Raw genomic sequence first — 21234 nt, 5'->3', positions numbered from 1 at the left:
CTCACTTCAGTCGTGTTGCCTTGAGACGGGAAGATTGCGGATAGGGCGGAATGTCGCTGTAGTCGCCGCGTGCCAGGCCTTCCTGCACGCCACGCCACCAGTCCGCGTCGAAGATCTCACCGTGACGTTCGATCAGGGCCAGACGCAGGTGCGCCGGCACGCCGAGAAAGCGCGGGAACATCTCCGGGAAGACATCGCCTTCGCGCACGGTGAGCCACTCTTCCAGCGGGCGGGTCTCGTCTTCTTCCCGGGCTTCCGGAATATGCCGGAACGTGCAGGCATCCAGCAGGCACAACTCGTCGTAGTCGTAGAAGATGGCACGCCCGCCGCGAGTAATGCCGAAGTTCTTCAGCAGCAGGTCGCCCGGAAAGATATTGCTGCGAGCCATATCCTTGATGGACTGCCCGTAGTCGAGCATGGCCTGCAGCGCAGCCTCCGGCTCCGCTTCCCGCACGAACAGGTTCATCGGGCGCAGGCGTCGTTCGACGTAGCAATGCCGGACCAGCACATGCTCGCCATCGAGCGACACGGTCTCGGCGCACTGACCCAGCAATTCCTCGAGCATGCTTTCCTCGAACTGGCGCTGCGGAAAGCGCAGGTGGCGGAACTCCTGCGCATCGACCAGCCGGCCGATGCGATCGTAACGAAACACGAGCCGGTACTTCTCCTCGACCTGACGCCGCGCGATGTCTTTCGATAGGCGAACTGGTCACGAATCACCTTGAATACCAGCGGGTAGTCGCGCGGCGTGAACATTGCCATGACCATGCCACGTTCGCCGTCGGCGCGAACCAGGCGCTCATCCGCATGCATGGAAAGATGACGGAACAGATGGCGGTAGCGCTCGGTCTTGCCCGCTTGGCGCGACCCAGCACGGTGTAGAGCTCCTCGATGGGCTTGCGTGGCAACAGCCCGCCAAGAAAGACCACGATATCCGCCACGGTGGGCAGGTCGACATGGAAATAGCTGCGGGTGAAGCTGAAAAGCAGCGAGACCTGGTCCACTTCGGGTGATCACCGCATCGGCACGCACGCCATCGGCGTCACTGACCAAAGCGATCACCACGGGCACTTGTTCGTGCCCAGTCAACGCACGACCGACCAGATAGGCGCGGCGCTCGCGAAAGAAGGCCGTCTTGATCAGCTCGATGGCATGCGGGCGCTCGACGCCGCGTTCACGCATGCGCTTGCCCAGCGTGCGCGAGATCGAACGGATGCAACTGCCGATGTCGGCATAGCCGTTGGCGAACGGGTAGTCGGCCAGATGCGTCTGCAGACTGCGGTCAGTCCGTCGCTGACCGAGTAGCGGTGCAGATCGGCCGCATCGTCTATGCCCGCCGTCGGCTCGCTGTCGAGCGCCAGGAACTCGATGTCTGCGGCCACGCCATTGGTATGGAAGAAGCGGCGCGACAAGGAGTTGTAGAAGGCTTTTGAAATTCGCGATCGAGCAGCGGCCTAACTGTGATCTGCAACTCGTCGCGCGTCGCCGACCATACCTGGCGGGAACGCACGCGCTCTTCGAGCAGCAGTTCAAGCCGGCCGAGGGTTTCGCGAACACAGACATCGTAAAGATCGATACGCGCCGCGTCGACACGCACGTAGCTCCAGTCGCGTCGCTCGAAGCGCCGCTTGGCACGACGCGTGATATCGGAAAAGCGCGTTGTAGTCGAGAAAGGCGTCGAGATCAACGCCGCCGCGCGCTGCTGGATGGCGGCCGTCACGTTGGGACGGCCGGGAGTCGGAGTCGAGATTCGGGATTGGCAAGAGCAGCCTCGAAGCGAAGCGTCTGCGGATTTTCGATCACTCCGAATTCTCCATGCGAGCTCTCAAATCGATTCTGCCGCATCCCCACCAAATCCCGGGGCAAGCCTGAATTTGTCTCGTCGTCATCCCGGCGCAGGCTGGAATGACGGGCCATTCAACGTTTCCCCATTCCGGCTTTGAACAGCCGCATGGCTGTTCAGATCCGAATCCCTATTCCCTATTCCCTATTCCCTATTCCCTATTCCCTATTCCCGAATCCTGAATCCCGAACCCCGAACCCCGTCACCAAGCTACATCGCCGCAATCATGCGATCGGCGAATTCCGAGCATTTGACCCGGTAGCGCCATCCATCAGGCGGGCGAAGTCGTAGGTGACCTGCTTCTGACTGATCGCCTTGTCCATCGCGGCGATGATCGCGTCCGCCGCTTCGTTCCAGCCCATGTAGCGCAGCATCATCTCGCCGGAGAGGATCACCGGAACCCGGTTGACCTTGTCCATGCCGGCATACTTCGGCGCGGTGCCATGCGTCGCTTCGAACACCGTACGACCGGTGACGCAGTTGATGTTGCCACCGGGCGCAATGCCGATTCCGCCGACCTGCGCCGCCAACGCATCGGAGAAGAAGTCGCCGTTGAGATTCAGCGTCGCCACCACGTCGTATTCGGCCGGACGCAACAGGATCTGCTGCAGGAAGGCATCGGCGATGGCGTCCTTGACGATAATCTCCTGCCGGTCTTCGTTCTTGAACTTGCTCCACGGTCCGCCGTCGATTTCGACCGCGCCGAACTCGTTGTGCGCGAGTGCATAACCCCAGTCGCGGAAGCCGCCCTCGGTGAACTTCATGATGTTGCCCTTGTGCACCAGGGTCACGGATTCGCTGTCGTTGTCGATGGCGTACTTGATGGCCGCGCGCACGAGACGCTCGGTGCCTTCCTTCGAAACCGGCTTGATGCCAAAACCCGAGGTTTCGGGAAAGCGAATCTTCTTGTAGCGGTCAAAGCCTCTCTTGATCAGGGCAGCGAATTTCTTCGCGTCGTCCGAGCCCTGCTGGAATTCGATGCCGGCATAAATGTCTTCGGTGTTCTCGCGGTAGATCGTCATGTTGACCTTGGACGATCCTGACCGGCGACGGAACGCCATTGAACCAGCGCATCGGGCGCACGCAGGCGTACAGGTCGAGCATCTGGCGCAGGGCGACGTTCAGCGAACGGATTCCTCCACCGACCGGCGTGGTCAGCGGGCCCTTGATCGAGACCAGGTATTCGCGACAGGCATCGACGGTCGCGTCGGGCAGCCAGTTGCCGGTCTCGTTGAAGGCTTTTCGCCGGCAAGCACTTCCATCCAGCGAATCTTGCGCTTGCCGCCGTAGACCTTTTCCACGACCGCGTCGAAAACGCGCACCGAGGCGTTCCAGATGCCGTCTGGCCCGTGTCACCTTCGATGAACGGAATGATCGGTTGGGCTGGAACGTTGAGGATGCCGTCGGCGATGGTGATCTTCGCCACCGGCGGGCGGCGTGAGTTTGGTATCGGCCATGAAAGTTCCGTAGATGATCGGGGAGCGCCGCGGACCCGCCTGGAGGTGCAAGTACTGCGCGCTGGGCTGGCTATTGTCGCCGGATTGTGCCGATGGCGCCACTTGATCGGCGTTGCCTTGATCCAGCAAACGAGGCGCGGATCTTTCCGCGCCTCGTTCGGTCTTGTTGCTGGCGTCGCAAGCTTACATGGGAGCCTTGACTTCGAAGCTCTGGCTGGCAACCGGAGCGCCGTCGATCATGATGTCGACCTTGTAGCTGCCCTCTCCGGAAAACCGTCCGGCTTGGCGATATGGAAGGTCGTCGTGGCCGCACCATCGGGTGCGATCGACTGGCTGGTTTCATCAACGAGCTGGCCGTCACTGTAGGTCCAGCGCGCCACAATGGCGGCGTTCGGTGCCGCACCCGTGGTCTCGACGGCCGCGTAGACGGTGTCGGTGGGCGCAAAGGAAGTCGTGGCGGGAGCGGCCTACCGCCTGGTTTTGCATCGACGGCATTGCCAAGTGAAAGCCTGGAAAAAGTGACCGCTTCAGCAACCGGAGCCGGCGGCGGCGCGGTTTCGACAGCGGGCTGGCGCCGGCGCGACAACCGGTGCGGGGGCTTCTTCCTTCTTGCCACAGGCGGACAAGCCAACGGCGATGCCCAGGACCAGAAGTGCAGGCGCAAAGGGTGTGATTTTCATGGTGTGATCTCCTTGATCAGGGTTTGGCAACTGGAATCTTGAGCACCTGTCCAATCTGGATCAGGTCGGGATTGGTTGATGCGGTCGGTATTGGCTTGGCAGATCACGCGCCACTGGCTGGCCTTGCCGTAGAACTCTGGCAATCCCGGACAGTGTGTCGCCGCGTGTGACCGTATAGGTCTGCACCGTGCTGGCCGATTCAATGACGGGCGCGGTCGAGGCCACGCCGCTGACATTGCCGAAATCGGGTTTTTCCGGGGCCGGCTTGGCGGTTGATTCGCTGCCGCTTTTCACATTGGAAAAGTCCGCTTCTTGGGGTCATTGGACATCGTGGTCATCTCCAAAGCGAAACAGGCGCCCAAGGTACACCGGAGTCGGCGTTAAGAAACGTTTTTCCGGCGGCCGGATGTGAACAGTAGTTACGCCGTGTTCAACCCGTCCGATGGCCCTTATATTGGCGCGTGGCTGGCGCGGATTGTCGGCCGTGGCGTTCTCTTTCGATTGCTGCGCCAGGGGTTGATGTCGATGCCGCCGCGTCGCGTGTAGCGGGCCTGGACCGTCAGCCATTGCGGCCTGCAGCGTTCCAGCAGATCAACGAACATCCGCTCTTCGACACACTGTTCATGAAAGTCGTCGCGGTTGCGGAAGGAAACCAGACAGGCGCAGCAAGCCCTCGCGATCCATTTTCGCGCCGGCATAGGCAGCAATCTGCACGCTGGCCCAGTCGGGCTGGCCCGTCACCGGACAATTGACTTGAGCAGATGCGACACCAGGATCTCTTCGGTTTGTGTTTCGCTGGTCGTCAGGTAGCCGGCGTTCGGCGGCCTGGTAGTCGACGCTGATCTCCAGCGCATCGATGCATTCACCGCCCAGCGAGCGCAGCATTCCGCTCTCGACCGTATCCGATCTTGCAGTCGCACACCCACGGCGGCGCCCGCGGCAGCCGACAGGTCGCGAGCAAGGGTCTGGCGTGAATTCTCCGGCGAATCGCAACGATGCTGGTTGAAACTGTTGAAATAGAGCTTGAGCGACTTCGATTCGATCAGGTTCGGCGTAGTGCAGGGCACGCGCAGCTCGCCGATCGCCACGCAGGGCTTGCCGCGTGCGTCGAGCCAGGATGTTCATAGGCATTCCAGAAATCGACGCCGTCGAAGGGCAGCACATTACCGATGCCCAGCGCCTCGCGACCGCCTGCACGCGGAATCGGAAACAGCAGAGCCGGGTCGTAATGGCACTGCCGGCTGCCGTCTTTCCAGCGGCGAATCGTGGACGTTCGGATTCATCTGCGCATTCTACTTCGGGGCGCGTGCATCCGATTGTGCATGCAGGGACCGGCCGTGCGCGGCCGTGTCCCGATTCAGTGGGCCGCAGGCTGCGCTGCGGGTGCATCGTCCTCCAGCCGCTTTGACCGACTCGCCATGGTGATCCTGAGCCAGCAACAGATAGAAGGCCGGCACCATGAACAGGGTGAACAGTGTGCCGATGGTCAGGCCCGTGGTAATGACCAGGCCCATGTTGACCGACCAGCGGCCCCGGCGCTGGTCGCATCACCAGAGGCATCACGCCGAGCACCATCGCGGCCGTGGTCATCAGGATCGGGCGCACCGCGTTGCCGCGGCCTGCTCGATGGCCTCGCGTTTGGTCTTGCCGGCGCGCTGCACCATTGGCGAATTCGACAATGAGAATGCCATGCTTTGAGATCAGGCCCATCAGCGTAACCAGACCGACCTGGAGTGTAGATGTTGAGCGAAGTCGCCCAGCGATGAGAGAGCGCCCATGCCGACGAAACCCGGCAGCAGGGTGATTGATGAAGATCATCGCCCGAACATGGCCATCGGCACCGACACGAGGATCACGATCGGATCACGCAAGCTGTTGAACTGCGCGGCCAGGGCCAGGTGACGATGATCACGGCGAACAGCAGGGTCATGCGAATCCACCGGTTTCGGCCATAATTGGCGCGCCTGGCCGCTGCGCTGTAGTCCACCTGGTAACCGAAGGCGCGATCTCGCGAATGGTGTTGCGGACCAGTTCGATACCTTCACCCTGGGTGACCGAGGGAACACCGGAGAACGTGACCGAGTTGAGCTGTTGGAATCGGGTCAGGGGACTGCGGCACAACCGTGTCCTTGATGCTGGCAACGGTCGATGCCTGGACCAGCGAGCCATCGGCCGCGCGAATGTAATAGTCCAGCACCTGGTCGGGATTGAGCCAACCTTTGCAGCACCTGCGGAATGACGCGATAGGAGCGCCCGCCAATCGAGAAGTAGTTGACGTAGCCGCCGCCCAGCGCTGCACCGAGTGAGGAGCCTACGTCGGCCTGGGTCAGGCCCAGCGCAGTGACCATGTCGCGGTCCACTTCGAGCGTGTAGCCTGCGGCTTGTCGATCTTCAGGTCCATATCGACAAACCAGAATCCTGCCGCCGTTTCTTGAGCTTGTCGAGGACGTTTTTCGATACCAAAGATTCTCGAACGGTTCGGTAGTCGACATTACGGACCCTCGACCGGCTGGCCCTGCGCACCCGGCAATGACGGAAACTGGAATGCGAAGGCATTGGTCGACGCCATTGCGCCCCATTTCTGTTGCAGCCCTGCCGAATTTCGCGCCGCGCGAGCGCTCGCTCCACGGCACCAGCTTGGCACCGGTCAGCCACCGAAGTCGGACCGGCAAATCCGGTGAACTGGAAGGTTCGGCTTGACCTCGGGGATGCTCGCGGTATCTCGCATCTGCGCCATCACCTTCTTGATCTCGGCCGGCGCCGTATTGGGAGCGCCGTGGCAACGCCGATGACGATTCCCTGGTCTTTCTGCGGGGCCAGCTCGGACTGCGAGTTCATGAACAGAAACACGGTACCGGCAAAGATCATCCCGCCCATGACAACCATCACGATCCAGGTATCGAGCGTACCGTGCAGACGACGCTGGTAGCTCGAGTGTAGGCGATCGAACTGGCGATCGATGAAGGCGACCAGGCGGTTGCCTCATGGGTCGGCCTGAGGGAAGCGCGAACACATCATCGGGCTCAGCACAGAGCGATGATGGCCGAGACCGTGACGGCGCCAGCGAGCGTAAAGGCGAACTCGGTGAACAGCGCACCGGTCAGGCCGCCCCGGAATCCGATCGGCACGTACACTGCTATCAGTACAATCGTCATCGCGAAAGATGGGACCGGTCAGCTCGCGCGCGGCGACAAGGGCTGCCTGCAGCGGTAACGTCTTGCCTTCTCGGTGATATGGCGGTCCACGTTCTCGACCACAATGATGGCGTCGTCAACGACCAGACCAATGGAAAGCACCAACGCAAGCAGAGTAATCAGTTGATCGTGTAGCCAAGCACGAGCATCACGAAGAAAGCGCCGATCAGCGACAAGGGCATCGCGATGACCGGGATCATCACGGCGCGGATACTGCCCATGAACAGGAAGATCACGAGTCACGGATCACCAGCGCTTCGACCAGGGTCGTAATGACTTCGTCGATCGAGGTGGTGACAGTCGGTGGCGTCGTAGGCGATCTTTCCTTCCAGGCCGGCTCGGCAGCTGCGCCTCGATCTCCGGGAATACATTGCGAACACGCTCGGCGACATCCAGCACGTTGGCGTCCGGCGCGGCGTTGATTCCGATGAACACCGACTGCTTGCCGTTGATGGCGACGAAGGAGTTGTAGTCCTCGGCACCCAGCACGACATTGGCGACATCTTCCAGGCGCACGACTGCGCCATCCTTGCGATCTCACCGCAAGCTTGCGGGAACTCGTCCACCGGAATGCAGATCGGTGGCGGCGGTCACGCACCGGTGACCGGAATTGCCCCTGGTCGCGCCAACGGCAGCAAGATAGTTGCTGCACCAGGGCCTGCGACACATCAGCGGCCGTCACGCCCTTGGGCTGCCATGCGCACCGGGTCCAGCCACGCTCGCAGGGCGAACTGGGCGGCCACCGATCACAGCCCTGCACGCCTTCGAAGGAATCGAGCTGCGGCTTCGACCACGCGCACGTCGTAGTCAGTGATGTTGTTGGTCGGAAGAGTCTCGCTGTAGAAGCCGGCGGTCGCCGTGAGGTGGTCTGGCCCACCTGCACCGTGATCACCGGCTGCTGGCCTGCGGCGGCAACTGATTGGTCACCGCACCTGATCTGTGTCTGGATTTCGGTGAGTGCACGGTTGGAGTCGTAGCTGAGCTTGAGCGTGGCTGTGATCGAAGACACGCCGCTCTGGCTCGATGACGACAGATAGTCGATGCCCTGTGCCTGGGCAATCGCTGATTCCAGCGGCTGGGTGATGAGCTGCGACGGTTTGTGCATCGGCACCGTAGTAGACCGTAGTCACGGTAACCACGGCATTCTCGGTCTGAAACTGGCGCACGCTCATGTCGATGACCGAGCGCAGGCCGAGCACAAGAATGATCAGGCTGACGACGATGGCCCAAACCGGTTTGTTGATGAAGGTGTCAGTGAATTTCATGGATGTTCGCTATGTTTGGTGAGGACTGACGCGAGCTGCATTCGAGGACAGGCATTGAAACGATCATGTTCGAATGCCGGTGCCGCTCGATCACTTTTCTTGGGAGTCGGGTCTGCGTCGTCGGGCGGCATGCTGCTGTTGTCGATGATCACCGGCGTTCCGTTCTTGATCTTCAGCTGCCCGCTGGTAACGACTTCATCGCCTTCCCTTGATGCCACTGAGCACGTTGATCTGATCGCCACGCTTGGCTCCGGTCGTGACGAACACCGACTGCGCGGACGGCAGGTTGACCTGCCGTCCGCGCCCTTGCCGGTCGATGGCTTGACCAGGAAAACGGTTTCGCCATACGGATTGAAGGTAATCGCCGACTGCGGCAGGGTCAGATAGGATTTCTTGCTCGCCGACCTGCACGGCGACTCTCGCGAACATGCCGGGCTTAAGCAATTCCTCCGGGTTGGGTACGCTGGCTTCGACCTGGGCATTGCGCGTGGCAGGATCAAGTTTCGGGCTGATCGCGGTGACCTCGCCGAGAAAGGGGTGATCGGGAAACGAGTCCAGCGACAGCACCACTGCCTGACCCGTCTTGATCTCGCCGAGCTTGTCCTGCGGCACGTTCAGGTCGACGAGTACGGGATCGAGTCGCTGCAGGGTGACCACCGATCGCCCGCTCTTACATAGCTGCCGGGCGTCAGGCTGATGATGCCGATGCGGCCGCTGAACGGCGCCCTCAACTGGCGCTTGTCGATCAAGGCCTGCTGCTGACTGACACCGGCAACGGCTGTCTATGGTGGTGCTGGCTTCCGCGGTGTCGACTTCGGCCTGGCTGATGCCCTTGTAGGAAAGCTGCTTTCAGGCCCGGTCCAGATTGAGTTTGAGCAAGGCGGCGTTGGCTTTCGAGCTGGGCGTCGCTCGGCGACGATGTCATCGGCATTGAGTTCGATCAGCGTTCAGCCTTCCTCGACCTGCTGGCCTGGATCCTGCCTTCACCGCGGTCACCACGCCGCCGACATCGGCGCGTCCGCCCCTGACGGCACGCAGCGATCCGACACTGCTCTGCTCGGGCTGCCAGGACTGGGTCGTCACCTTCATGGAGGTCACCGTCTGCGGCGGCACCGGCATATTGGCTGCGGGTCAGCCCGCGACCTTAAGCAAGAATGTTCCAGCCGGATCAGCGCGGAAGCAGAAGGCCGACGATTCCAACCATGATGATCATGCGCTTGGTCGTGCTGGGCTTGCGTTCGTTGCGCGTCTTCATGCGCAGTCCATTGTTCGATGAATGGGTATCGGAAGCCGCCTGGGAGGCAGCGAACCGATACGCCGGGAATGGTTTTGTTCGATGTTGCATGTCTGGCAATGAACGATGCTCAGGTGACGCAGTGTCGATCGGGAACCGGCCGACTTGCCTCGGTGCCAGCGCTGCCGAGGAAGGTACCCGCGGCCGTCGGTGCGGGCAGCGATTGGCACGCGCCTCGATGATGAGAACGCGTGCCTGTTCGAACAGCCGCGATTCGATCAGCACTTGCAGGTAGCCGACCGACCCGTCTTCGTATTGGCGACGGGCGATGGCCAGGCTATCCGCAGTGGCCTCGAGCGCAGCTGCGCGAGGCAAGGCTCGGCATCGAGCTCCAGCGCGCGCAGAAGCGTCGGCGACGTTCTGGAATGCGGTCAGCATGGTGCGCTTCGATAGTCGGCGGACGCCTGGTCCAGTCCTGCTTCGGCCGCGCGCTTCGCGCACGCAGGCTGCCGCCGCGAAAGATCGGCTGGAGCAGGTTCAGACCATGCTCCAGGCTTCGCTGTTGCCACCAAACAGGTCGCCGCGTTCCAGTGCCTGCGACCCGAGCGATGCGGACAGCACGATATTCGGGAACAGGTTGGCGGTGGCGATACCGACTGCTGCCGTGGCCTGGTGCAGGCTGGCTTCGGCTGCAAGTACGTCAGGTCGTGCACGCACCACGGTGCCGACGGCAGGCTGACCGGCACCCTCGAGCGGCAGTTGCAGATCATCCAGGGTCAGGGCTTCAAATTCGGTCTTCGGAGGGAACCGTCCGGAGATAGACGGCCAATTGGGTCTGGGTCTGCGCCAGCAGCTTGCTCAGGGTCGGCAACTGCGCACCGCGCCGCTGCCGTTCGGCTGCGAGCGAACAGCACATCACCCTGGGACTTCACGCCGGTCTCGTACTGGCGATCGGTCAATCGGTAGCTCAGTTTGATAGATGCGGGTGATCTCCCTGTTGGCGAGGATTTGCCCGCGCGCAGCGAAGCTTCACGAATGCTCGTGGTCACGACGTTGGCAGCAAGACTCAGATAAGTGCCCTGCAACTGGTAGCGCTGAAGGTCGGCGGGATCGTGTCTTGCGCCCGACCGAGCGGCGCACGCCGCCAAACAGGTCAAGCGTGTAGCCGACATCAATCGACGCGTTGTAGATCGTGTAAGGCGAGGCGGAACCGGAGACCGGCCCGGTCGAGAACGGACTCTCCTGCCGGTTGGCACCTGCTGCCGCATCGACCGAAGGAAACAGACCGCCCTGGCGACGTCGGATTGCGCCACGGCCTGGCGCAGTGCCGCCTGGGCCGAGGCGATATCCGGGCTGTTGGCGAAGGCCTGCTCGACGCGGCGATTCAGCCTGCGCTGGCAAAACTCTCCCACCATCGAGCCGGAACCTGAGCGCCTTCGACCAGACGTTGCGCCGCGCCGGTGGGTGCCCGGCGGATACTGTCGACCTCGGCAGGTCGTCGGTCCGGTAGCCCGCGTTGTCGGGCAGCACCGGCGCGCGAAAGTCCGGTCCGACCGCACATCCGCTGGAAAATGCCAGGGCAGCGATCAGCAAGCCGGTCTGCTGGGCGACCGTGTTGACGAGTAATAGCGCGCCCGCCGGACCGGTCGATCCGAGGCGCGAAACTGTAAGCACTCATGCCTGAACCCGTCTAATTCAATACTTGCGAGTTCAATAACAGGCCGATCGCTCGAACAGACAAGCCCGAAAGTCATGCAGGGCTTCCACCGGTTCAGGTTCAGGAAAGATCGAGCCCGGCGCCCGCAGTTGTAATCGCATAGTAGGCGACTCGATCTCGTTCTCCTGAAGATTCCTGCTACAGCGGTATCGGTCAGGGTCGTCGGCAAAGATCCGATCCGTGATCGGCGCATCATAGGCGATTCGAACGCCAAAGGAGCGTGCTGGTGTTCTGATCACCGAGATTAGCGACAACGTTGATGGCTGCGCCAAACGGGTCGACTTCGTAGCTGAACAGCGGTGACAGGCTGGTACCGTAGCCACCTGCCCCGTTGCTGGAGCCGACGCTGGCATGTTCGACGAAATTGCCCGCCCGTCGTAGCTGGTGAAGTATGCGGTTACCGTACCGGTCGAATCGTCGAAGTGAGTAGAGACGCAGGTAGCGCACGAGGGTGCTCGGGCAACACCACCTTGTGTGCGAACCGGTTGTCAGTGCCGCCGGTCTGGAGATGCAACCGTTGCCCGGATAGCTGTAGGTGGTCGCGTTACCGAGTGGATGAAAGGCTGATCCGGCAATCCACAGATAGCCGAACAGGGTGCCTGCGGGCTGGTCGGCCTGGGCCGACTGCGCTGAGTGCGGATCGACCGGGTGATCGCCGGTGCGGCGACAGCCGGAAGGGCAAACGAGGCAATCAGCAATCCCAGCCAGGCGGCGGACAGCGCAGATACGTCGCAGTGGAGTAACCCTGTTGATGGTCATGGTCAAGCTCCCTTACGGTGGCCAGAACACGCGCATGCCGCAGCGGCGCTGGCCGGAATTCATCGTTGCCGTCAGTACATACGACTGCCCGGCATAGTCGATGGACAGGGGAGTCGACGCCGCGAAGTACCTGGTTGCATAGCCGGTGTCTTCCGACGAACTGCCGGTGAGCAGGTCACTCGTGCCGCCAGCGCCGGTATAGGCAGTCAGTCAGGAACAAGCCGACGCTGTTGGCAAGCCGTTGTTGTAGTAGTAGAGGCGCACGCCCTGGACTGCACTTCGGGCAGTTCGAGACTTGTGGTCAGCGCGTTGTCCGGAAGCTGCAACCGCTGCCCGGATAGCTGACCGTCTTAAGACTGCTGGTCCGCGGCGTGAATGCAGAGCCCGCGAGAAACAGGTACTGGGTGCCTCCTGAAGGTGCGGCGCTTCCGTCGGACGCCAGGTCGGGCCCTGGAGCGGTAGCTCAAGCATTCTGTGCCGGAGGAAATCCGTTTGGACGTCGCTTCGGTTGCAAAACGGGGAAGCGGGCTGCCAAACAGCGCTGCCACGACAACTACACCGGGTATCTTCTTGACCATGTCTTCTCCTTTGTCAGGGGTGCGACCCGCAGGTCACGCAACCAGCCTAGACAGTCGACTGTGCGGCCACCGTTGAGCAGGTCGCGGATGCAACCGCCAACCTGTTGGCATTGCCGGCGCGAGATTCGGCACGAAAACCAGTCCGCAGGCTCCGTCGGCGATGCGATCCCGCCCGTACGCGAATCTGTGGCACGCTGCCGAAACCCTTCGAGAGCCGGCCCGCATGACCTCAGACGCTTCGCACTCACGCGATCACGCAAGCCTGGAAGGCGAGTCCGCGCTGATCCGTGCGGTTGGCGGAATCGCACTCGGCGCCGCCATCATCAACATCATCGTCGGCGCAGGCATCTTCATGCTGCCGGCCATCCTCGCCACGCGCATGGGCAGCTCGGCACCGATCGCCTTTCTTGCCGGCGCCGTCGTGATCGTTCCGGTCGGCCCTGTGCTTTGCCGCAATCGGCAGCCGCGTATCCACCACCGGGCGGACCCTTATACCCATGTGACCGCAACATTCGGCCCGTTTTCAGGATTCATCGCGGGCGCCTCCTTGATGTGGATCTGCAATGTCTCCTCCAGTGGTGGCGTGGCGTCGGCGCTGGTACTGCAGGTTGCGCGCGCCTGGCCACAGTTCGAGAGACGGGCTGGCGCAGTCTGTTCCTGGTCGTGGTGTTCTCCCTGCTGGTCCTGCTCAATGCGTTCGGCGTCAAGCTCGGCGCGCGTGCGATTACCGTGCTTGCGACGCTCAAGCTGACACCCCTGTTCCTCCTCGCGACCCTGGGCTCGCTGTTCGTCGACTGGACCCAGGTGAGCTGATCACGATTCCATCCCTGGACCACTCTTGGCGCGGCGATGGTGCCGGTCATGTTTGCCTACTCGGGCATGGAAACCGCACTGATCCCCTTCGGGCGAACTGCGTGATCCCGCGCGCAGCGTGCCGCGCGCGACCATCGCCGCAATTCTGGTGGTTGTCCTTCAGGCATGGGCATCCAGATCGTGACCCAGGGTGTGCTGGGTGTCTCGGTCGGCGTCTGGAGTACTGCACCGATTGCCGATACCGCAGGGGCCATGACCTGGCACCCGGCCTTGTGGTGTTGCTGATCACCGCCGGTGTCTCGATGACCGGGTTTCTGATGGGAAATCTGCTGGCTTCTTCGCGCTTACTCTATGCACTCGGTCGCGACGGCTACCTGCCGTCGGCCTACGGTCGAGTGACGGCGCACTACCGCGTCCCCCCTGCTGGCCATCATCAGCCACGGCGTGATCGCCTGCGGCTTGGCCCTGGTCGGAAATTCCGAAGCCCTGGCGCTGATTTCGGGCGGAGCGATCTGCCTGCTCTATCTTGGCGTCTGCTCGGCGACCTGGTTTGCGCAGAAGCGTGTATCGCGCAGTGGCGGCATACCGATGCTGCTGCCGGGAGGCGCGCTGATTCCTGCGCTCGGTTCGCTGGCCATGATCGCGATCCTGTTCACCCTGAGCAGTGCCGAATGGGTGTCGATCATCATTGCGCTCTTGTCGCTGGTAGTTCTTTATGTCCTGGCTTGCCGGCTGCGCCAGCAGCGTTTTCGGCATCAGGGTGGAGCGAGTGGTATTGATGAATAGCCTGATCGGACGAATTGACCATGTTCCGAAGGTTGGGTCGATCGAGGAACTGAGCACCGCGGAAGCCAGTCTTGTCCACGGAGACGATGTGTGTGGCCGTCCGGTGGATGACCGCCCTTGCATGATCCATGTCCCGCTGTATTCGCGACGGACGGCACGTGTCAGGCTTGCAACATGATTTCCTTGAAGCTGGAAGGCAGTCGGAAACCATCGGCGGCCTGGCGATACGCCTGTCGCGATTCGCCGATCCTGACCCGCCAGACTCCGCCGCGCTGCACACCGGACGGGTGGTGCAGGATCAGCTCCTGCGGGCAGAAATTGACCCATCTGCTAGGGCTCACTGGTCGTATCCAGCGCTGCGAGGCGGTTGCTCAACTCGACCACGCTGGTGGCCGCCGGGTCGGCGCCAAGCCCAGGAGTGAATCAAGTGCTGCCCGATAGTGCGTCTTCGCCGACGAAGGTCTGCCCATGCGCTGAAAGTGTTCGCCAGTGGCCATTTCGACTTGCCACGGCTGTGAGCGGCATTGCCCGACTCCGAATGGGCAATGCGGAGGCCGCATCGAATGACGCCTTTGCCAGCTTCTCTTGGCCATCCATCGACTGCAGGGTTCCCCCAAAGCAAAATCCCCTGCGAATTCGCTGATGGCTGGACAGCCTGATTGGCCACTCCTGATCAGCGCATCAGCCTCGAGCAGGCGTGCTCGCCTGCGGTTGATTCAGTTCGAGAGCTATCTCCGCACCGATCAACAAGGTATCTATCTGCTCTGGTACGGAACGCATCCCAGGCATGTTCGCGTGCCCGATTCCACTCCACATTTGCCTGCGGATCGGCTGTGGCGGCAGCCCGTAACAGAGCCACGCTGCGCCGGGCAAGGCCACTGCGACGATCGTTCTCGCCGAACTGTTCCAGGGCCAGGCCAGCGCTTGCTCAACCAGAGGCGGAACTGCGCGCTGAATTTCCCGTATCGTGCAAAAGCAATCCGCGATTGTGAAGCAGCGCCGCAAACGCTGCACTTCGTTCGTCCCTGGGCTCGCGATAGATCGACTCGGCGACCGCAAGGGCGGCCTCTGCTGTGCCAAGCTGATCATCCACACGCAGCATCGAACCGAGATTGTTGGTGCGCGCGCGGTAGCGCGTAGACCTGGGATACAGCTGATCGGCGATTTCGACGCAACGACGCGTATGCGCGATGCCTTGCTCGTGATTTCCCAGCGCGAACAAGTCGTTGCCAAGCTCGACTTCAAGGGCCAGCTCATTGGCGGCCGTGGTCGGCTGCTCGGCGAACCTCCTCGGGCCGCTCGCCTGGAGCAAGGTCCAGTCGACGCTGGATGTCCTCGTGACCAATGCCTGGCCCAGCAGCAATTCGCCACGCTGATTGGCAGAGTAGTTCATTTCCACATTGGACAACTCGTGCCTGATTTCGCTGGCGCGCGACATCTTGCTTGCCGAGATCTTCATTGCAGCTCCAACCTGAAAGCACTGCGACGCGAACGACGGGTCGGATGCACCGGCCTGTTCACGCGTTTTCAGCGCGCTCATAGAGCATCCCCGCCCTGGTCGAATCGCCCGTGGCGTTGGCCAGGTTCGCCTGTGCCAGCTCCACTTGCGCGTGCAGCTTTTCGTCGGTGGTCCGTTCGGCGCTCGCGATCGCCTCCTCCAGCAGTCGCCGGGGCGCGCTCGTGGCGGCCAATGGCGATGTCGATACGCGCAAGGAGAGTAGCCATTTCCGCATGCAGCTCGGGCTCTTGATCAAGCCGGGATAGGCGGGCGCCGCGTTCGACCAATGTCGAAACGCGGGGGTCTTCGCCTCGGTACGATCGAGATTGCCAGCCTCAAACAGGTCGAACAGGAAATGCGGCACGTTTCGGCGCGTGCACTCTGCCGAAGCGCCTCGCGAGCCTGCGCTTCAGCCCGACGCGCCTGCCATTGAGTGGCCGCGAGTCCGGAAACGAGCACAAGCAGGGGATGGCAGATGCCGCCGCAGCAATCGGCCGCGGGCGGCGGCGCAGGAATGATCGCATTCGGAAGCCAAGACTGTCCGGCGTCGCTGTCACGACATTGCCCGATGTGGGCGCAGGCGGCTGAGGTCATCGGCGAGGGCGCGCGCATCGGGATAGCGGCGAGCCCGGTTTCGACACGCGCGGCCATGGCGACGATGTTGCGCAAGTCATTCGGCAACGCGGGGAGATCGGCACACAATCCGCAAATCACGCCGAGCGCATAGACGTCGGTCGCGGTGGTTATGGGTCCACCGTCCAGCTGTTCCGGAGCAGGCGTACTGGCGTCATCGCGCGCAAGCCCGTGTGCGTCGCCTCTTCCTCGACGTTCAGCAACTTGGCAATGCCGAAATCCAGCAGTCGGAACGCCTTCATCTGAAACGAGAATGTTCCCGGGCTTCAGGTCGCGATGCACGAGGAGGTCTTCGATGCGCGTGGGCAACAGCCGCACAAATCTCCACGATCAGGGCCACGCGCTGTTCCCAACCCAGTCTCGTTCGCGACAATGCGTAGCAAGATCGCAGCCGGTACCAGTGGTGCTGACCAGATAGGGGTACCGTCCTCCCCAGACCGCCATCGATGAGCGCGGGCGATGTGCGGATGGTGCAAACGTGGCTAGCACGCGTCGTTCGCGCTCGAATCGCTCCCGACCCAGTGCGTGCCGAGAGCAGCGAGACCAGAAGTTTTACCGCGGCGACCTGTTCGAAGTCTGCATCGATGCGACGCGCGCGATAGACCACCGACATGCCACCGCGGCCTATCTCCTCGATCAGCTCCCAACCGCCCACGCGACGGCCTCGCAATCCGTCACGAGCAGCTGCTCCAATCCGCCGCCGCCGCGAGTCCGGCAAGCGCGCCCATCGGCCTCGTCGATGTCCTCGTGGTTGGCAATCAGTCGCTTGAGCGCAATAAGGATTGTGGTTTCCATGCTCTGGCGAGTCAGCCAGTCTGCGCGGTCCCCGGGCTCGATCTCCAGCCACATCGTGAATAGCCGGTCGGCCTCCCGCCAACGCTGCAGCCGATCACAGTCCATCGGCGCTCAGACGAACCTTTGAGGAAGGCGCGCGAGCGCGCTCCCAGTCACGGGACACTGTTCGCGCAGACACGCTTCTGCAACTCCGGGCGATGGCTGGCAGTGACAATCCTGCGAAATAGCGCAGTTCGACCAGCCGACGCACCCGGATCGATCCGTTCAAGGTCGTCCAGAGCCAGATCGAGGTCGCTCAGGCCTGCTGCAGAGGCCTGCACCTCACCGTCTCCCAGTGTTACTTGCTGCAAGCCGGCATTGCGCTTGTCAGCCTGCGCCAGTCGCGCCTGGTCGACAAGGATCTGGCGCATGGCCAGTGCCGCGCACGTGAAAAAATGACGGCGATTTTCCAGCGACAACTTTTCTGCGCCGGCGAGCTTGATGAATGCCTCGTTGACCAGTTCGGTCGCCCCAGCCGGGTGGTCGACGCAAGCTGGCCGACACGCGCCAGCGCGATGCGCTTCAGATCGGAATAAAGCTGCTGGAAGACGGGGCCGAGATCGAGTGTCTGACTTCCTTCCTGCGCCCTCAGCAGTTCGGTAATTTCAGTCAAGAAGGAATCCTCTGCGATTCGCAATCCAGTCTATACCAAACATTCACAACAACGAGTCGCGCGAAGACGCTGGCGTATACGGGAAGGGCTGCGCACCTTTGATGTTGCGCGGCACGACAACGCCGCTCTGGCCTGTCGTCAACGCAACTACCTCGCCAGATTCGACGATCCTGGCGCGTGTCGGCCACCCGCGCGTCGGCAACGGTGGTGCCGACATTGAACTCGTCTGCCGTGAATGTGCATTCACTGACAGGTGCGCGCGGTCAATCGGTCTGCGTACTCGATATCCACGAGCCCACCGATCCAGGAGGGCATCGAATCGCGCTTGGCGACACGACGCTATCCAACGATTCGGAATGATGCCGCACTCGACCTGCTGGCCGATTGATTCGTGTCTCTCGAGTTGGAGGGATTTTTCGACGGATTCACGTAGCCAGCTTTGTCTGCCGCCGCGAAAGAATTCCTGGCAAGACTGGTCGGTTTATTGCGTATGTCAATTCAGCCCTGCCTGTTGCGGCGCCAACGACCGGTGATCCCCATGCCTAAGCGAAACAGAGACTCTCAGCCCGACTTTTCCTTCTCGTTGCATACAACCGTGTTCGACATCGGCCCATGCGTTAACCCTTACGGTCAGCAGCACGGGCTGCGACTACAGCGACTTGGCTTTCGTGGTAGATGGCCTGACCGGCGTACCCAGCCCGCACGAGATTACGCCTGCGCGCTCAGACTTTTTCCGTGCCGGATAGAAGCGAACTCGATGCCAGCGCCGCCAATATCTCGATTCGCGGGGGCTATGCCGGTTGCAGTGACTCGACCCCGAGCGCCGGTCAGCGTTCGATCATCGACGCGAGCGGAGGGGTCAATGGGACGGCGCTTGCAATCGAGGCTGCGCCCGGCGCTCACCGATCCACCTGGTTACGCTCAGGCGCATTACGGTGCGCGGAGGCACCCCGGCTGGCGGCAGCTCGGCGCTTGGCGGTGGCGGTCTCCTCATTCTCGGCAAGGTGTTCGTGGTTCTGGATGATGAGACTTTCATAAACAACGAATCCGGCAACGGCGGCGGCGTATTGATCGCCGGCTGGAACTCCAACAACCGACCAACGCTGCAGATCCTCTCCGATTCACGCATTGCCAACAACAGTGCGCAGCTGAGTGATGGCAGCATCTGCTACGACTATGCGTCGGTGTACATCGATGGCGGCGTGGTCGCGCAAAACACGGCGATGGAGACCGGTGGCAGCGTCTATCTGCACAAGAGTTGCGTTCTGGATTCGATCGTTGTTCCGGGCAGCGTGACCGGCCTGTTCGAGAATCAGGCGCAGCGTGGCGGCGGGATCTTTGCCATCAGGAACTCGCCGCTGACGATACAGGGCGACGCAAGCGCGCCGTTCTGGCTGGCCGGCAACGGGGCCTCGATTACCGGCGGCGGGATCGAGGGTCAGGGTGGCCGGGCAGTCGCACCGCCGTCAATCTGCTGACGAGCGTCTTTGTCGGCAATGAGGCGTCGCGCGGCGCGGCCGTTTACATCGCAGGAGACGTGGACTTGGCGATGCGTCCACTGGACGGCCACGAGCGCTGCGCCTTCCCGACGTGGGTTTCGAAGCATGTTCGGCCGTGATCGGCAACATCGCCCCATTCACGGACGGCTCGACAGGCCCTGGCAGTGTCATCGAGTCGGTCACGAAGCCCGGGCAGTCCGAGTCTCAACGTGAGCCGAACCGCGATTGTCGACAACGAAGCCGATGTGCTGCTGTGGCCTGCTGTGCGCTCGGCGGACTACGGCATCGTCGAAGGATCCTCATCACCCGAAACAACGTGACCCGAGTTGGTCTTCTCAAAATCTGGAGGAATTCTTCCAAGCGAGAACCGGATCGCATGGTCCACCGTTTCCGGCAACACCGAAAGGCTCAGGGTAGCAGCTATGTGCTTGCGCATTTTGCCTCGCCGTTGAACCTGACCGGGTCGATTGTCTATGAGCCCGATTTCGTCGATCAGGTTCAGCACCGGCAACGTCATGGCGGCGCTGCCTGCTGGTCGATGATGCGTAGGCTGGCCTTCACCCCAACTCCACGCCGCGCGTAGGCGTCGAACCTGAATGGGGGCTAAGCGCCATCCACCGACATCGCCTGCCATCGACATTTGTGCGTCGGCTTCAAAAGGCACCCGCCACGGACTTCCACGGCGCCCCATGGCTTCGATCCAGCCGGCGGTACCGAACACGTCTACGGCCCGGTCGATCTCGGAGCAATCGAACTCCCGTTCGACGACACCATTTTCGCCAATGGATTCGAATAAGTGTGCTCTGCGGCGAATGATCAGATTTATTGAAGGAGTGACTTGCGACACTTCAAGTCGGCCAGGCAAATACGCGGGATCCATCATCGTCTCATCACAGCGGAGTCCGACATGCGCAGGGGATCCATTGCCATTGCACCGATCATTGCCATCGCGATCTCCTGCCTGTGCATGAACAGCCGGGCGCATTCCATGAGCCCGCCAACCTTTGCCGACGGATTGCTCGCACAGGATCGCGAATTCGCCGAGAGGGCTGCAGCCGGCCGTTCGGCCGACGACCTGTTCGCACCGTTCGCGGATGAGGTGATCATGCCCGTGCCAGGCAAGGGTTTTGCCAAGGGCAAGCAGGCCGTGGTGGAGGCATTCAGGGCGCAGCCCGACTTCGAGTCCTCACGCATCGAGTGGACGCCTTTCGGTGCGGGTGTCTCCGTGAACGGCATGCAGGGCTACACCTTCGGCTTCATGGACGTGCACAGGGCGGATGGCGAAACCGTGCCGCTGAAGTACCTGGCCTACTGGCAACGCAAGGATTCGGGCTGGCGCGTGATTGCCTACAAGCGCGGTCGGCGTGCGGTGGGGCCACATGCGAAGCCGCCCGGCCCGCTCGTCCTTCCCGATACGAAAGCCTGGTCCGGTACAACGGAGGTTTCCACGGTCGATCTCGCGCAAGGCCTGGCTGCCGCCGAGCGCATGTTCTCCGATCGTGCGCAAGACATCGGGCTTGGTCCGGCGTTTGCCGAATTCGGCACCGCCCAATCGATGAATCTCGGTGGTCCCGCGCATGCGGACTTCGTCTTCGGTGCCGAGGCGATCGCGACCTTGGTCAGCGCAGGCCAACCGGCCGGCGGCAGCACGCTGAACTGGGCCGCCGACGAGCGTGTTGTCGTTTCCGATGCCGGTGATCTCGGCCTCAGCGTCGGTTTCATCCGCCACAACGCAAAAGCCGAAGATGGCAGCGAACGACCACCGATTCCGTTCTTCACGGTCTGGCGCAGGGCAGGGCCGGATCAACCGTGGCGATACATTGCCGAGTAG

25 protein-coding genes and 8 pseudogenes are annotated in these 21234 nt (G+C 62.1%); 6 read left to right on the top strand and 27 right to left on the bottom strand.

Features of this window, described 5'->3' with window-relative positions; translation table 11 throughout:
- Position 1: 1 nt before the first annotated feature.
- The 11 genes and pseudogenes from R3F00_RS01655 to R3F00_RS01605 form a co-directional block, all read right to left on the bottom strand.
- Positions 2-756 (bottom strand): annotated as a pseudogene (locus R3F00_RS01655) (isocitrate dehydrogenase kinase/phosphatase-domain containing protein).
- On the bottom strand, positions 717-950 hold the full coding sequence (locus tag R3F00_RS01650; protein WP_371280030.1) for an isocitrate dehydrogenase kinase/phosphatase AceK regulatory subunit: 234 nt from the start codon (positions 948-950) through the stop codon (positions 717-719). The pseudogene R3F00_RS01655 and the gene R3F00_RS01650 overlap by 40 nt, the downstream one beginning before the upstream one ends.
- Positions 874-1720: pseudogene (locus tag R3F00_RS01645) on the bottom strand (isocitrate dehydrogenase kinase/phosphatase AceK regulatory subunit); the annotation flags it as partial. The gene R3F00_RS01650 and the pseudogene R3F00_RS01645, both read right to left, overlap by 77 nt.
- A 333-nt stretch (positions 1721-2053) precedes the next feature.
- Positions 2054-3300: pseudogene (gene icd, locus R3F00_RS01640) on the bottom strand (NADP-dependent isocitrate dehydrogenase).
- A gap of 527 nt (positions 3301-3827) precedes the next feature.
- Positions 3828-3980 carry a hypothetical protein gene (locus tag R3F00_RS01635; RefSeq protein WP_371279950.1) on the bottom strand — a complete coding sequence of 51 codons (153 nt, stop codon included), beginning with the start codon at positions 3978-3980 and terminating at the stop codon, positions 3828-3830.
- Positions 3981-4040: 60 nt separating this feature from the next.
- Positions 4041-4274 (bottom strand): hypothetical protein, encoded by a 234-nt coding sequence (locus R3F00_RS01630; protein ID WP_371279949.1) that lies wholly within the window; start codon positions 4272-4274, stop codon positions 4041-4043.
- A gap of 155 nt (positions 4275-4429) precedes the next feature.
- Positions 4430-5259: pseudogene (queF, locus tag R3F00_RS01625) on the bottom strand (NADPH-dependent 7-cyano-7-deazaguanine reductase QueF).
- A gap of 13 nt (positions 5260-5272) precedes the next feature.
- Entirely contained in the window at positions 5273-5494 is a 222-nt protein-coding gene (locus R3F00_RS01620; protein ID WP_371280034.1) for a hypothetical protein, read from the bottom strand.
- Positions 5495-5585: 91 nt separating this feature from the next.
- A pseudogene (locus tag R3F00_RS01615) lies at positions 5586-5690 on the bottom strand (hypothetical protein); the annotation flags it as partial.
- 104 nt (positions 5691-5794) lie between these two features.
- Positions 5795-5920 (bottom strand): hypothetical protein, encoded by a 126-nt coding sequence (locus tag R3F00_RS01610; protein ID WP_371279948.1) that lies wholly within the window; start codon positions 5918-5920, stop codon positions 5795-5797.
- A 162-nt stretch (positions 5921-6082) separates the two neighbouring features.
- Positions 6083-6472 (bottom strand): hypothetical protein, encoded by a 390-nt coding sequence (locus R3F00_RS01605; protein ID WP_371279947.1) that lies wholly within the window; start codon positions 6470-6472, stop codon positions 6083-6085.
- 185 nt (positions 6473-6657) lie between these two features.
- Between R3F00_RS01605 and R3F00_RS01600 the strand changes: the two genes are divergently transcribed.
- The gene (locus R3F00_RS01600) at positions 6658-6909 is read left to right on the top strand and encodes a hypothetical protein (protein ID WP_371279946.1); all 252 of its coding nucleotides are present in this window, start codon (positions 6658-6660) and stop codon (positions 6907-6909) included.
- A 94-nt stretch (positions 6910-7003) separates the two neighbouring features.
- Here the strand turns inward: R3F00_RS01600 and R3F00_RS01595 are convergent.
- The 9 genes and pseudogenes from R3F00_RS01595 to R3F00_RS01555 all read right to left on the bottom strand — a co-directional run bounded on the left by R3F00_RS01595 (position 7004) and on the right by R3F00_RS01555 (position 13202).
- Positions 7004-7356 (bottom strand): annotated as a pseudogene (locus tag R3F00_RS01595) (efflux RND transporter permease subunit).
- A gap of 64 nt (positions 7357-7420) precedes the next feature.
- Entirely contained in the window at positions 7421-7690 is a 270-nt protein-coding gene (locus tag R3F00_RS01590) for an efflux RND transporter permease subunit (RefSeq protein ID WP_371279945.1), read from the bottom strand.
- Between the two features lie 415 nt (positions 7691-8105).
- Positions 8106-8439, bottom strand: a pseudogene (locus R3F00_RS01585) (efflux RND transporter permease subunit); the annotation flags it as partial.
- A 195-nt stretch (positions 8440-8634) separates the two neighbouring features.
- Positions 8635-9225, bottom strand: coding sequence for an efflux RND transporter periplasmic adaptor subunit (locus tag R3F00_RS01580; RefSeq protein ID WP_371280029.1), 591 nt, complete (start codon positions 9223-9225; stop codon positions 8635-8637).
- Between the two features lie 382 nt (positions 9226-9607).
- Positions 9608-10111, bottom strand: coding sequence for a hypothetical protein (locus tag R3F00_RS01575; RefSeq protein WP_371279944.1), 504 nt, complete (start codon positions 10109-10111; stop codon positions 9608-9610).
- Positions 10112-10210: 99 nt separating this feature from the next.
- Positions 10211-10390, bottom strand: a complete 180-nt coding sequence (locus R3F00_RS01570; protein WP_371279943.1) for a hypothetical protein — start codon at positions 10388-10390, stop codon at positions 10211-10213.
- Between the two features lie 312 nt (positions 10391-10702).
- On the bottom strand, positions 10703-11347 hold the full coding sequence (locus R3F00_RS01565) for a hypothetical protein (protein ID WP_371279941.1): 645 nt from the start codon (positions 11345-11347) through the stop codon (positions 10703-10705).
- Positions 11348-11582: 235 nt separating this feature from the next.
- Entirely contained in the window at positions 11583-12149 is a 567-nt protein-coding gene (locus R3F00_RS01560; RefSeq protein ID WP_371279940.1) for a hypothetical protein, read from the bottom strand.
- Between the two features lie 822 nt (positions 12150-12971).
- The gene (locus R3F00_RS01555) at positions 12972-13202 is read right to left on the bottom strand and encodes a hypothetical protein (protein WP_371279939.1); all 231 of its coding nucleotides are present in this window, start codon (positions 13200-13202) and stop codon (positions 12972-12974) included.
- Positions 13203-13279: 77 nt separating this feature from the next.
- On the opposite strand from R3F00_RS01555, the gene R3F00_RS01550 reads away from it, so the two are divergent.
- Complete coding sequence (locus R3F00_RS01550; protein WP_371279938.1) at positions 13280-13540, top strand: hypothetical protein; 261 nt, start codon at positions 13280-13282, stop codon at positions 13538-13540.
- A 444-nt stretch (positions 13541-13984) separates the two neighbouring features.
- Entirely contained in the window at positions 13985-14326 is a 342-nt protein-coding gene (locus tag R3F00_RS01545) for a hypothetical protein (RefSeq protein ID WP_371279937.1), read from the top strand.
- Positions 14327-14487: 161 nt separating this feature from the next.
- Here the strand turns inward: R3F00_RS01545 and R3F00_RS01540 are convergent, their stop codons facing one another.
- From R3F00_RS01540 to R3F00_RS01515, 6 genes and pseudogenes are all read right to left on the bottom strand, one after another.
- Entirely contained in the window at positions 14488-14667 is a 180-nt protein-coding gene (locus R3F00_RS01540) for a hypothetical protein (RefSeq protein WP_371279936.1), read from the bottom strand.
- A gap of 587 nt (positions 14668-15254) precedes the next feature.
- Positions 15255-15785 carry a hypothetical protein gene (locus R3F00_RS01535; protein WP_371279935.1) on the bottom strand — a complete coding sequence of 177 codons (531 nt, stop codon included), beginning with the start codon at positions 15783-15785 and terminating at the stop codon, positions 15255-15257.
- 58 nt (positions 15786-15843) lie between these two features.
- Positions 15844-16188 carry a hypothetical protein gene (locus tag R3F00_RS01530; protein WP_371279934.1) on the bottom strand — a complete coding sequence of 115 codons (345 nt, stop codon included), beginning with the start codon at positions 16186-16188 and terminating at the stop codon, positions 15844-15846.
- A gap of 379 nt (positions 16189-16567) precedes the next feature.
- The gene (locus tag R3F00_RS01525) at positions 16568-16699 is read right to left on the bottom strand and encodes a hypothetical protein (RefSeq protein ID WP_371279933.1); all 132 of its coding nucleotides are present in this window, start codon (positions 16697-16699) and stop codon (positions 16568-16570) included.
- Positions 16700-17093: 394 nt separating this feature from the next.
- The gene (locus R3F00_RS01520) at positions 17094-17306 is read right to left on the bottom strand and encodes a hypothetical protein (protein ID WP_371279932.1); all 213 of its coding nucleotides are present in this window, start codon (positions 17304-17306) and stop codon (positions 17094-17096) included.
- Between the two features lie 40 nt (positions 17307-17346).
- A pseudogene (locus R3F00_RS01515) lies at positions 17347-17710 on the bottom strand (ECF-type sigma factor).
- A 371-nt stretch (positions 17711-18081) separates the two neighbouring features.
- Here R3F00_RS01515 and R3F00_RS01510 point away from each other — a divergent pair.
- A complete protein-coding gene (locus tag R3F00_RS01510) occupies positions 18082-18264 on the top strand; it encodes a hypothetical protein (protein ID WP_371279931.1) in 183 nt (60 codons plus the stop codon).
- 575 nt (positions 18265-18839) lie between these two features.
- Complete coding sequence (locus R3F00_RS01505) at positions 18840-19382, top strand: hypothetical protein (RefSeq protein ID WP_371279930.1); 543 nt, start codon at positions 18840-18842, stop codon at positions 19380-19382.
- A gap of 298 nt (positions 19383-19680) precedes the next feature.
- On the opposite strand, the gene R3F00_RS01500 is transcribed toward R3F00_RS01505, so the two are convergent.
- On the bottom strand, positions 19681-20283 hold the full coding sequence (locus R3F00_RS01500) for a hypothetical protein (RefSeq protein WP_371279929.1): 603 nt from the start codon (positions 20281-20283) through the stop codon (positions 19681-19683).
- 27 nt (positions 20284-20310) lie between these two features.
- Between R3F00_RS01500 and R3F00_RS01495 the strand changes: the two genes are divergently transcribed.
- Positions 20311-21234 (top strand): nuclear transport factor 2 family protein, encoded by a 924-nt coding sequence (locus R3F00_RS01495; RefSeq protein WP_371279928.1) that lies wholly within the window; start codon positions 20311-20313, stop codon positions 21232-21234.

The organism is Dokdonella sp. (assembly GCF_041395345.1).
Lineage (GTDB): Bacteria > Pseudomonadota > Gammaproteobacteria > Xanthomonadales > Rhodanobacteraceae > Dokdonella.
The sequence above is the reverse complement of the archived record's forward strand: the minus strand, read 5'-3'. Positions and strand labels throughout refer to the sequence as shown.

Bases quoted from the DNA above. Each gene is read 5' to 3' on its own strand.
- R3F00_RS01635 (WP_371279950.1), bottom strand. From the start codon at position 3,980: ATGAAAATCACACCCTTTGCGCCTGCACTTCTGGTCCTGGGCATCGCC.
- R3F00_RS01620 (WP_371280034.1), bottom strand. From the start codon at position 5,494: ATGGGCCTGGTCATTACCACGGGCCTGACCATCGGCACACTGTTCACC.
- R3F00_RS01605 (WP_371279947.1), bottom strand. From the start codon at position 6,472: ATGTCGACTACCGAACCGTTCGAGAATCTTTGGTATCGAAAAACGTCC.
- R3F00_RS01575 (WP_371279944.1), bottom strand. From the start codon at position 10,111: ATGCTGACCGCATTCCAGAACGTCGCCGACGCTTCTGCGCGCGCTGGA.
- R3F00_RS01560 (WP_371279940.1), bottom strand. From the start codon at position 12,149: ATGACCATCAACAGGGTTACTCCACTGCGACGTATCTGCGCTGTCCGC.
- R3F00_RS01535 (WP_371279935.1), bottom strand. From the start codon at position 15,785: ATGAAGATCTCGGCAAGCAAGATGTCGCGCGCCAGCGAAATCAGGCAC.
- R3F00_RS01525 (WP_371279933.1), bottom strand. From the start codon at position 16,699: ATGAAGGCGTTCCGACTGCTGGATTTCGGCATTGCCAAGTTGCTGAAC.
- R3F00_RS01520 (WP_371279932.1), bottom strand. From the start codon at position 17,306: ATGTGGCTGGAGATCGAGCCCGGGGACCGCGCAGACTGGCTGACTCGC.
- R3F00_RS01500 (WP_371279929.1), bottom strand. From the start codon at position 20,283: ATGGATCCCGCGTATTTGCCTGGCCGACTTGAAGTGTCGCAAGTCACT.
- R3F00_RS01495 (WP_371279928.1), top strand. From the start codon at position 20,311: ATGCGCAGGGGATCCATTGCCATTGCACCGATCATTGCCATCGCGATC.